Origin of the sequence: Corynebacterium sp., assembly GCF_030538285.1 — a bacterium.
Lineage (GTDB): Bacteria > Actinomycetota > Actinomycetes > Mycobacteriales > Mycobacteriaceae > Corynebacterium.
Map to the genome: position 1 here is coordinate 1 of NZ_JAUNUG010000065.1, position 10,041 is coordinate 10,041.

At 66.8% G+C, this 10,041-nt stretch carries 10 protein-coding genes and 1 tRNA gene; 4 read left to right on the forward strand and 7 right to left on the reverse strand.

Annotated features, from left to right (window positions below; genetic code table 11):
- Positions 1 to 52: 52 nt before the first annotated feature.
- Positions 53 to 128 (reverse strand) — tRNA-Arg (locus Q4G50_RS13665).
- 104 nt (positions 129 to 232) lie between these two features.
- Here Q4G50_RS13665 and Q4G50_RS13670 point away from each other — a divergent pair.
- Positions 233 to 511 (forward strand): hypothetical protein, encoded by a 279-nt coding sequence (locus Q4G50_RS13670; RefSeq protein WP_303378205.1) that lies wholly within the window; start codon positions 233 to 235, stop codon positions 509 to 511.
- Here the strand turns inward: Q4G50_RS13670 and Q4G50_RS13675 are convergent, their stop codons facing one another.
- The 4 genes from Q4G50_RS13675 to Q4G50_RS13690 are packed head-to-tail and all read right to left on the reverse strand — an operon-like array spanning position 512 to position 2,878.
- Positions 512 to 763: a mycoredoxin gene (locus Q4G50_RS13675; protein ID WP_303378206.1), complete on the reverse strand. Its 252-nt coding sequence runs from the start codon at positions 761 to 763 to the stop codon at positions 512 to 514.
- Positions 764 to 1,297: a dihydrofolate reductase gene (locus Q4G50_RS13680; RefSeq protein WP_303378214.1), complete on the reverse strand. Its 534-nt coding sequence runs from the start codon at positions 1,295 to 1,297 to the stop codon at positions 764 to 766.
- Between the two features lie 5 nt (positions 1,298 to 1,302).
- Complete coding sequence (locus Q4G50_RS13685; protein WP_303378207.1) at positions 1,303 to 2,109, reverse strand: thymidylate synthase; 807 nt, start codon at positions 2,107 to 2,109, stop codon at positions 1,303 to 1,305.
- A 10-nt stretch (positions 2,110 to 2,119) separates the two neighbouring features.
- On the reverse strand, positions 2,120 to 2,878 hold the full coding sequence (locus Q4G50_RS13690; protein ID WP_303378208.1) for a 3'(2'),5'-bisphosphate nucleotidase CysQ: 759 nt from the start codon (positions 2,876 to 2,878) through the stop codon (positions 2,120 to 2,122).
- A gap of 34 nt (positions 2,879 to 2,912) precedes the next feature.
- Between Q4G50_RS13690 and Q4G50_RS13695 the strand changes: the two genes are divergently transcribed.
- The gene (locus tag Q4G50_RS13695) at positions 2,913 to 7,433 is read left to right on the forward strand and encodes an ATP-dependent helicase (RefSeq protein ID WP_303378209.1); all 4,521 of its coding nucleotides are present in this window, start codon (positions 2,913 to 2,915) and stop codon (positions 7,431 to 7,433) included.
- Positions 7,434 to 7,583: 150 nt separating this feature from the next.
- A complete protein-coding gene (locus Q4G50_RS13700) occupies positions 7,584 to 8,420 on the forward strand; it encodes a DNA-formamidopyrimidine glycosylase family protein (RefSeq protein ID WP_303378210.1) in 837 nt (278 codons plus the stop codon).
- Here the strand turns inward: Q4G50_RS13700 and Q4G50_RS13705 are convergent.
- A complete protein-coding gene (locus Q4G50_RS13705; RefSeq protein ID WP_303378211.1) occupies positions 8,317 to 8,967 on the reverse strand; it encodes a DedA family protein in 651 nt (216 codons plus the stop codon). The genes Q4G50_RS13700 and Q4G50_RS13705 overlap by 104 nt on opposite strands.
- A gap of 10 nt (positions 8,968 to 8,977) precedes the next feature.
- The gene (locus tag Q4G50_RS13710; protein WP_303378212.1) at positions 8,978 to 9,490 is read right to left on the reverse strand and encodes a DUF1707 domain-containing protein; all 513 of its coding nucleotides are present in this window, start codon (positions 9,488 to 9,490) and stop codon (positions 8,978 to 8,980) included.
- A gap of 40 nt (positions 9,491 to 9,530) precedes the next feature.
- On the opposite strand from Q4G50_RS13710, the gene Q4G50_RS13715 reads away from it, so the two are divergent.
- Positions 9,531 to 9,944, forward strand: a complete 414-nt coding sequence (locus tag Q4G50_RS13715) for a YccF domain-containing protein (RefSeq protein WP_303378213.1) — start codon at positions 9,531 to 9,533, stop codon at positions 9,942 to 9,944.
- Positions 9,945 to 10,041 lie beyond the last annotated feature (97 nt).

Here is a 10,041-nt window from a genome sequence, read left to right on the forward strand (position 1 = left end):
ACTGTCAACGATGTCGCGACTCATAGTGTCAACTATGTCCCGACTCATGACATGGTGCCCCAGAGAGGAATCGAACCTCCGACACCCGCTTTAGGAGAGCGGTGCTCTATCCACTGAGCTACTAGGGCATGTCCTAGGTGAGGGTACCGCACGAGGGGGACGTGTCGGAAACCAGACCCGGGCCAACTATCCTGGAAGGGAGTACATCATTCCAGTGAGAAAGGACCACGCCGTGGCCCAGCACAACCCGACCTTCATCGACGTCCAGCGCCGGGACATCGTCGCCGAGATCGTGACCAAGGATGGTGTCCCGGTGCTGTCGATCGACAAGCAGGTGCCGGGCGGGTCCTCCAAGCGACTGCTGCTGCTGAACAAGATTGACGCCAAGCAGTTGGCCGATGTCCTGGAGCACTACCTCAAGCAGGTCTACTCCCTGGAGCTCGCCGGCCTCAACGCCTCACTGTCCCCGGAGGACATGGCGGCCCTGTTCGGCGAGGACGACGAGGACTAACTAGCCCGCCAGCTCCTCGAGCTTGCGGCGCACGGCGGAAGCCTCGGGGTTGGTGGCGTGCGTGCCGTCGGAGTATTTCACCGTGGGAACGATGCGATTGCCGTCGTTGACGGACTCGACCCAGGCGGCGGCCTCGGTGTCGAGCTCGACGTCGATAAGCGTATAAGGCGTCTCGGTGCGGTCGAGACGCTTTTTCAGGTTGATGCAGTACGGGCACCAGGTGGTGGCGTAGATGGTGACGTGTTCGGACATTCAGGCGGCCTTTCTTCTTTCGTAGCGCAGGAAACGGTAGCGCAGGGGGAGATCGCTGGGCTCATCGCCCAGGGTGAGGCGTCCATGATCGGATACCAGCCAGTCAGTGTCGGACACCAGCCCGAAATCGGCGGGGATCTCAGGGGCATGCACCGCGCGCTCACCGAGGGCGTCACCGAGCTGCACACCGATGAGGGTGACCACCAGGACATCGCAGTCGCTGATCGTCGCGGCGTAGACCTGGCCGCCGCCGATGATCCAGGCTGCGGGGGCGTCGATAAGCGGGACCTGATCGACCACCTCACCACCCGCCGACCACTCGCCGGCCGCGCGGGAGGAGAGGATGATGTTGTCCCGCCCGGGCAACGGGCGGAAACGCTCCGGCAGACTCAGCCAGGTGCGCCGCCCCATGACCACCGGGTGACCCTGCGTGACCTCCCGGAAATGTGCCAGATCCTCCGGCACATGCCAGGGCATGCCCGCGCCGTCGCCGATGATGCCGTCCAGCGACTGGGCCCAGATCGCGCCGAGCACCGCCATCAGACCGACACCTTGCCCTTGATCACCGGATGCGGATCGTAGCCCGTGACCTCGATGTCGTCGAAGGTGTAGCTGAAAATATCCGCTGCCTGACGCAGCTGCAGTTGCGGGTAGGGGCGCGGCTCACGCGAGATCTGCTCCCGGACCTGGGGGAGGTGGTCGTTGTAGATATGGCAGTCACCGCCCGTCCAGATCAGCTCGCCGACCTCCAGTCCCGCCTGCTGGGCGAACATGTGCGTGAGCAGCGCGTAGGAGGCGATATTGAAGGGCACGCCGAGGAACATGTCCGCCGAGCGCTGGTAGACCTGCATCGACAGGCGACCGTCGACGACGTAAAGCTGGAACAGCAGGTGGCAGGGGAGCAGGGCCATCTTGTCCAACTCCGAGACATTCCACGCGGAGACGACATTGCGACGCGAATCGGGGTTCTCCTGCAAGGTAGCCAGGGCCCCGGCGATCTGGTCGATGTGCGCGCCGTCCGGGGTCGGCCAGGAACGCCACTGCACGCCGTAGACGGGACCGAGCTCACCAGCGGCGTCCGCCCACTCGTTCCAGATACGGATGTTGTTGTCCTGCAGCCACCGCACGTTCGAATCGCCACGCAAGAACCACAACAGCTCACCGACGACCGAGTGCAGGTGCACTTTTTTCGTCGTCAGCAGGGGGTAAGAATCCGCCAGGTTATAACGCAGCTGGCGGCCGAACACGCTGAGTGTGCCCGTGCCGGTGCGGTCCCCCTTCGCAGCACCCTGCTCCAAAATCTCGGCGAGCAGGTCCTCATAAGGGGTGGGTATGGTCTCGGTCATGCCGACCACCTTAGTAGCGGCCGTGCTCCTCGTGGAAGGCGGCTGCCATGGACAAGATGTCCTCGGCCAGCTCGGGGCGGCAGATGAGGATGTCCGGGAGGAAAGTGTCCTTGTTGTTGTACGTCAGCGGGCTGCCATCGAGCCGCGAGCAGTGCAGGCCCGCCGCTTGAGCAACACCCACCGGCGCTGCGGAATCCCACTCATACTGGCCACCGGCGTGAATATAGCCGTCATAGTCACCGAGCAGCACGTGCATGGCCTTGGCGCCGGCGGAACCGATCGCCGCGGTCTCAAACCCCAACTGCTCCGCGATATGCAGCGCCACCTTCGGCGGGCGGTTGTGCGAGATGGCGATCTTCTTTGCGTACGGGCCGGTGACCATCCGGGACTCCGCCGAGCTGAACACCACACCCAGATCAGGCAGGCCCACGGCGGCATGCGTGGGGGTGCCATTCTCGACGAGCGCGATATGCACCGCCCAGTCCTGCCGGCCGGTGGCGAACTCCTTGGTGCCATCGAGGGGATCGATGATCCAGACGCGCTCCTTGTTCAGGCGCTCCGGGTTATCGGCCATCTCCTCCGAGAGGAAACCATCCTCCGGGCGGTGCTGTGCCAGAACTCGAGCGATCCAGTTCTGGGCCAGGTCATCGCCAGCGTCACCGAGGTTGCGGCCCCGCAAGGCGCCGACATTGCGGACACCTTTGAGGATCTCTCCCGTTCCCTGGGCGAGGAGATGGGTGAGGCGGGCGTCATCAAGGTGAACTGTCATGACCTCGACATTACCGCGCGGGTTACAGTTGGGCATGACCAGAAGCATCCTCGGTAGGTTCCGCCCGCAAGTGGCCACCTGGTTCGAGGAGGTCTTCGCTGCCCCCACCCCAGTCCAGGAGGCCGCGTGGTCGGCGATCTCTGGCGGTGATCACGCCCTCGTCGTCGCCCCCACCGGATCCGGTAAAACCCTCGCCGCTTTCCTGTGGGCGCTGAATAACCTGGTGGAACGCGAAGGACAACTGGCGCTGCCGGGGACGGGGACGGGCGGGGCGTCGAGAAGCGACGGCGGAGTGAAGGTGCTGTACATCTCCCCGTTGAAGGCCCTGGGTGTGGATGTGGAAAATAACCTGCGCGCCCCGCTGACGGGTATCGCGCGGGTGGCGCAACGGCTCGGGCTGGATGTGCCCGACATCACGGTTGGCGTGCGTTCGGGGGACACCCCGCAGGCCGAACGCGCGCGGCAGCTGCGGCGGCCGCCGGACATCCTCATCACCACGCCCGAATCGGCATACCTCATGCTCACCTCGAAAGCGGCGGGGGTGCTCGCCGGTGTGGAGACCGTCATCATCGATGAAATCCACGCCCTCGCCGGCACCAAACGCGGCGTCCACCTGGCGCTCACGCTGGAACGACTGGCGCGGCTGACGGGCGGATTCCAGCGCATCGGGCTCTCGGCGACGGTGCGGCCTTTGACCACCGTGGCCAACTTCCTCGGCGGCGATCGGCCCGTGGAGATCATCGCCCCGCCCGCGTCGAAGGAGTGGGAGCTGGAAGTACGCGTCGGGGTGCCGGACATGTCCGATCTGCCGGTACCGGAGATGGGCTCGACGATCGGGGAGGCCACCATCGACGACCGGCTCACCGAATCCGCGCTGCCCCAGCAACGATCCATCTGGCCGTCGATCGAAAACGATGTGTACGAGCAGGTGATGGCGCATCGCTCGACATTGGTGTTCGTCAATTCGCGGCGCACGGCTGAGCGGCTGACCAGCCGACTCAACGAGATCTGGGCGAGTGAGAACGACCCGTCCTCGCTGTCGCCGGAGTTGCGGCGCGACCCGGCGCAGCTGATGAAATCCGTGGATGTCGCCGGGACCGCCCCGCCGGTCATCGCGCGCGCCCACCACGGTTCGGTGTCCAAGGATGAGCGTGCGCTGACTGAGCAGATGCTCAAGGAAGGCTCGCTGCGCGCGGTGGTGGCGACGAGTTCGCTGGAACTGGGCATCGACATGGGGGCCGTGGAGCTGGTGGTGCAGGTGGAGTCACCACCCTCGGTGGCCTCCGGGCTACAGCGCGTGGGTCGCGCCGGGCACTCCGTCGGCGCGGTCAGCCGGGGCCGGGTCCACCCGAAGCACCGCTCTGACCTGGTGCAGGCGGCGGTGACGGTGGCGCGGATGCGGGAAGGCCTCATCGAGGAGTTGCACGTGCCCGCGAACCCGCTGGATGTGCTGGCACAGCAGACGGTGGCGGCGGTGGCCGTGGCGGATGTGGACGTCGAGGAGTGGTACGCCACCGTGCGCCGTGCCTGGCCCTACCGGGATCTGGCGCGGGATGTTTTCGACGCCGTCATCGATCTGGTGAGCGGGGTCTATCCTTCGACGGATTTCGCGGAGTTACGCCCGCGGGTGGTGTTTGATCGGGTGTCCGGGTCGTTGTCGGCGCGACCCGGGGCGCAGCGCGTGGCCGTGACCTCAGGCGGCACCATCCCGGACCGCGGCATGTTCGGCGTGTTCCTGCTGGGCGGGGAAGGGGCGCCGCGGCGCGTCGGTGAGCTCGATGAGGAGATGGTCTACGAGTCCCGCGTCGGTGATGTGTTCACCCTCGGGGCGTCCAGCTGGCGCATCGAAGACATCACCCGTGACCAAGTGCTGGTCAGCCCCGCGCCGGGGCATACCGGCCGCCTGCCGTTCTGGACGGGGGATGCCGCAGGCAGGCCCTACGAGCTGGGACTTGCGGTGGGTGCTTATCGACGCCGCGTCCACGCCGACGCGGGCGTCGTCGCCGATCTCTCCGGGTACGCCCGGGACAATCTGGTGGCTTTCCTGACCGAACAGGCAGAAGCCACCGGGGTGGTGCCGGATGAGAAGACCCTGGTGCTGGAGCGTTTCCGGGATGAGCTGGGGGATTGGCGGGTGGTGCTGCACGCTCCCTACGGCCGTGGGGTCAACGCGGCGTGGGCGCTGGCGGTCGGGGCGCGGATCGCGGAGCGCACCGGTATGGACGCCCAGGCCGTCGCGGGTGATGATGGCATCGTCCTGCGCCTGCCCGAAGGTGACACCGAGCCGGATGCCTCGCTTTTTCTTATCGACGCCGACGACATCGCCGACCTGGTCACCCGCGAGGTCGGCGGTTCAGCGCTGTTCGCCTCCCGTTTCCGTGAATGCGCCGCACGGGCGCTGTTGCTGCCCCGCCGCCACCCCGGGAAGCGGGCCCCGTTGTGGCAGCAGCGGCAGAAGGCGGAGCAGTTGCTGGATGTGGCGCGGAAATACCCTTCGTTCCCCATCATCCTGGAGACCGTCCGCGAATGCCTCCAGGACGTCTACGACCTGCCCGCCCTCACGGCGGTGTGCCGTGACCTGGGGCAACGCCGGGTGCGGATCGCGGAAGTCACCACCGAGCAACCCAGCCCCTTCGCGTCCTCGCTGCTGTTCAACTACACCGGCGCGTTCATGTACGAGGGGGATTCGCCGCTGGCGGAAAAGCGCGCGGCGGCGTTGGCACTCGACCCGTCGTTGCTGGCCAAGCTGCTGGGCACGGTGGAGCTGCGCGAGCTCCTCGACCCGGAGATCATCGCCGAGGTGCACGCCGGTTTACGCCGGGAGCCGCGCACCGCAGAGGAGCTGGCCGATGCTGTCCGACGCCTCGGGCCCCTGCCCGTGGACTCAATTCCAGTGGACTGGTCCCCCCTGGGCGAGCGGGTGATGGTGGTGCGCATCGGCGGGGTGGAACATCTCGCCCAGACGCTCGATGCCCCGCTGCTGCGCGACGGGCTCGGCGTGCCCGTCCCACCCGGGGTGCCCGCCCAGGTGGAGACGATCGTCGACGCCCTCGACCAGCTGGTCTCCCGTTGGGTGCGCACCCGCGGGCCCTTCGTCCTGCGCGACCTGGCCGACGCCTTCGGGCTGGCCGTCGGCGCGGCGCATGCAGCGCTGCAACCCCTGCTCGCTGACGCGCGGGTCATCGACGGCCATTTCCGCCAGGGCATCGAGGAGCAGGAATACTGCGACGCTTCCGTGCTTGGGGTGATCCGCCGGCGCTCGCTGGCGGCCGCCCGCGCGGCCACCCGGCCCGTCATCGGCCCCACCTACGCCCGTTTCCTCATCGACTGGCACCAGATCGACGGGCCCCTGCGCGGTGCTGACGGTGTTTTCGCGGCCCTGGAACAACTCGCCGGTGTGCGGCTGCCGGCCAGCGCCTGGGAGTCGGTGGTGCTGCCTGGGCGCGTGCGCGGCTACGACCCCCTCATGCTCGACGAACTGACCGCCAACGGTGAGATCCTCATCGTCGGGGCCGGCACCGCCGCCGCCCGCGACCCGTGGATCATGCTGCTGCCCGCCGACATCGCCGCCGACCTGGTCCCCGATGTGGAGGCCGAGGGCCTGACTTTCATCCAGGAGCAAGTCATGGAGGTATTGCGCCGGGGCGGAGGTTTCCTGTTCGCCGACCTGCAACGCTCACTCTCCGAGATGGTCACCGCCGCGGAGCTGCGGGAGGCCCTGTGGGGCCTGGTCGACGCCGGGCTGGTCAGCCCCGACGGCTTCGCCCCCATCCGCGCCCGCCTGGCCAGCACCGGGGGCACCACCGCCCACCGGGCACGCCGGCGCCCCAACCGCTCCCGCCTGCGCTCCGGACCACCCCTGGACATGGGCGGACGCTGGGCACTGAGCGTGAGTGCCAGCCCCGATGCCACGACGCGATCCGTCGTGCAGGGAGAAACGTGGCTCGACCGCTACGGAGTGGTCACCCGCGGCAGCGTCGTCAACGAAAACGTCCTCGGCGGCTTCGCCCTCGCCTACAAAGTGCTCAGCGGCTTCGAGGAATCCGGCAAAGCCATGCGCGGCTACTTCATCGAAGGACTCGGGGCAGCGCAGTTCTCCACCCCCGGCGTCATCGACCGCCTCCGCGGCCTCGACGGCGACGGCCTGCCTCCGGACCTCCACGACCCGCACCTCCACGTCCTCGCCGCCGCCGACCCCGCCAACCCCTACGGCGCCGCCTTGCCCTGGCCCGAAACCGGGCCCTCCCGGGCCGCCGGAGCCCTCGTCGTGCTTGCCGACGGCGTCCTCCTCGCCCACCTCACCCGCGGCGGCCGCACGCTCACCGTCTTCAACCCCGACCACCTCGACCTGGTGGTATGGGCCTTGAGTGGGCACGACCTCACCGTCGAGAAGCTCAACGGGGACCCCGTTTTCGACTCGCCGCTGTTGGGGGCGCTGCGGGAGGCGGGGGCGTCGATAAGCCCGCGCGGGGCGCGCCTCGGCGGAAAAACAGCACCCCCACGCACCCCCACACGCGGTCGCCGAGTGACAGAAGTGATCAGTTTCGACGACTGAGACACCCCGCCCACCGAGGTGGGCAAAACTACAATGGTGTCAGACAGGCACGCTCTCCATAATCACTACTCGGGGGAGCCACGGGGCCCGGAACGGAAAAAACAGGGACACCAACCGTGCCACTCGGCCCCGTGGCGGTAGCTTAAAAGAGTGCCCGAAGGTGACTCCGTCCTCCAACTCTCCCGCCGCCTGCAATTCATGACCGGCCGCGAAGTCACCCACACCTCCCTCCGCGTCCCCTCGGTAGCCCTCACCCGCTTCGACGGCGACATCGTCGAACGCGTCTGGCCCTACGGCAAACACCTCTTCATGCAGATCGGCGACCGCATCCTCCACACCCACCTACGCATGGAAGGCACCTGGGCCATCCACCGCGTCGGCGAACGCTGGCGCAAACCCGGCCACACCGCACGCGTCGTCCTCCACCTCGCCGACGCCCGCCCCATCGAAATCGTCGGACACTCCCTCGGCTTCGTCCGCGTCTTCGGCGTCGACGACTACCACACCCACATCGCCCACCTCGGCCCCGACGTCCTCGGCGACTGGGACGCAGGCGAGGCGCAACGCCGCCTTTTAGGTGATACGCGCGCGACGATAGGCGAAGCCCTCCTCGACCAACGCAACCTCGCCGGAGTGGGCAATGAATACCGCGCCGAAATCTGCTTCCTCGCCGGCGTCCACCCCGCACGCTCAGTAGGGGAGGTGAATGTGGACCGGATCCTGGAGATCACCCGGCGCATCATGTGGGCCAACCGGAACGCCCCCGTCCGCGTCACCACCGGCGTGCGCCGTGCCGGGGAAACCTCCTACGTCTTCGGCCGCCACGGCCGGCCCTGCCGTCGGTGCGGTGAAGTGATTCAACGGGCCTGGCTCGGCGAACGCATCATCTGGTGGTGCCCTGCGTGTCAGCCTTCCCCTGCCGACTACGTCGCCGTGCCCGTCGCCCCAACAGGAAGACCACCACGACCAACGCTATACCGAGGGTGACGTACACCCACGTCGAATACTCACCCACGTACTTCTCCACCAGGTGATAGTTGTCGCCGAGGACCACGCCGGCGTAGATGAGCACCGCGTTCCACAGGGCGGAACCGGCGAAAGTCATCAGCCCGAAGGACAGCGGGTTCATCCGGTCGATGCCCGCGGGGATGGAAATCAGGGACCGCACGCCCGGGATGAGGCGGCCGAAAAACACCGACCAGCGCCCGTACCGGTCGAACCAGTGCAGTGCCTTATCGACGTCCTCCGGCTCCACCAGCCACATCCAGTCCGCGATCTGGCGCAACCGTCCCGCCCCGATCGCCGCCCCCACCCAGTACAGCAGGAGCGCGCCGGTCACCGAACCGATGGTCGCCCAGATAAACGCCGCCCACACGTTGAGCTCACCCTGGGAGGCGGTGAACCCGGCCAACGGCAGCACCACCTCCGAGGGGATCGGCGGGAAGAGGTTTTCCAGGAGGATGGCGATACCGACGCCGGGCGCCCCCAAAAGTTCCATGAGGCGGACAACCCAGTCGACGATCGAAGAAAGCATGGGGGCGAGGTTACTCTTCCAGTTCCTTCAGTCGTCTGGTGGCGCGCTCGATGCGGGCTTTCCTGGCCTTCTCCTCGACTTCCTTCAGCTCCTCGTACGCCTCTTCATCCGAGTCAGAATAGTGGTTGAGCAGGCGAATCACGACGAACAGTGCGCCCATGATCGGCCATACGATCCAGGCCCAACTGACGTTGAAGGCGAACATGAGGACAAAGAACGACACGAGGGTGACACTGCCGAGGATGCCGTCCCATTTTTCTACTTTCATGCCCCGGTCGCGGATTTCCTCCAGCTCAACATCGTGCTTCTCGACGATCGCCGTCCCCGGCTCCAGCGCCCCGCCGAGTTGGCCGGGCAAATCCTCGAACAGTGGGCGCAGCTCCCCGCGGGTCTTCGCCTGGGAGGCGGCGAGTGTGCGTTCGTCGAACTCAGCGGTGTCGAGGCGGCCCTCGGTGAAATGATTCGCCAGGGCGGACATGGCTGAGACGCGCTCGTTGTCGGAGATGCGCAGATGGTCGTCCATGCCCGCCATCGTAGTGTGGAATTCGATTAGATTCGGGGGTGTGAAACTCCTGCTCAACATCATCTGGTTCATCACCGGTGGATTCCTCCTCGCCGCCGGCTACGTCTTCTTCGGCATCCTGGCCTGCCTGCTCATCGTGACCATCCCGGCGGGTGTGGCGTCCTTTCGCATGGCGAATTACGCCCTGGCCCCCTTCGGGCGTTCGGTGGTGCAACCCAGCGGGGGAGGGGGCAGCATGTCGGCGGTGGCGAATGTCATCTGGTTCGTGGTGGCCGGGGTGTGGCTGGCCATCGGGCATATCACCACCGCTGCCGCGCAGGCGGTGACCATCATCGGTCTGCCTCTGGCGTGGGCCAACATCAAAATGATCCCGGTCACCTGCTTCCCCTTCGGTAAGCAGATCGTCGACTCGGAGAAGATCCCCTTCGGCTACGAGCCGATGGTCAAGCTTTAGGCGTCGGTGAGTAGCCCTCTGGCGGAGTGTTTCCGCAGGGGATGGGGATTAGCTTTGGGTGGGCTGCCATCGGGTGGGTGGAATAACACCCCGCCGG

Excerpts from the sequence above, each read along its gene's own strand:
- Q4G50_RS13705 (WP_303378211.1), bottom strand. The coding sequence starts at position 8,967 with ATGCTTTCTTCGATCGTCGACTGGGTTGTCCGCCTCATGGAACTTTTG.
- Q4G50_RS13685 (WP_303378207.1), bottom strand. The coding sequence starts at position 2,109 with ATGACCGAGACCATACCCACCCCTTATGAGGACCTGCTCGCCGAGATT.
- Q4G50_RS13675 (WP_303378206.1), bottom strand. The coding sequence starts at position 763 with ATGTCCGAACACGTCACCATCTACGCCACCACCTGGTGCCCGTACTGC.
- Q4G50_RS13710 (WP_303378212.1), bottom strand. The coding sequence starts at position 9,490 with ATGGACGACCATCTGCGCATCTCCGACAACGAGCGCGTCTCAGCCATG.
- Q4G50_RS13695 (WP_303378209.1), top strand. The coding sequence starts at position 2,913 with ATGACCAGAAGCATCCTCGGTAGGTTCCGCCCGCAAGTGGCCACCTGG.
- Q4G50_RS13690 (WP_303378208.1), bottom strand. The coding sequence starts at position 2,878 with ATGACAGTTCACCTTGATGACGCCCGCCTCACCCATCTCCTCGCCCAG.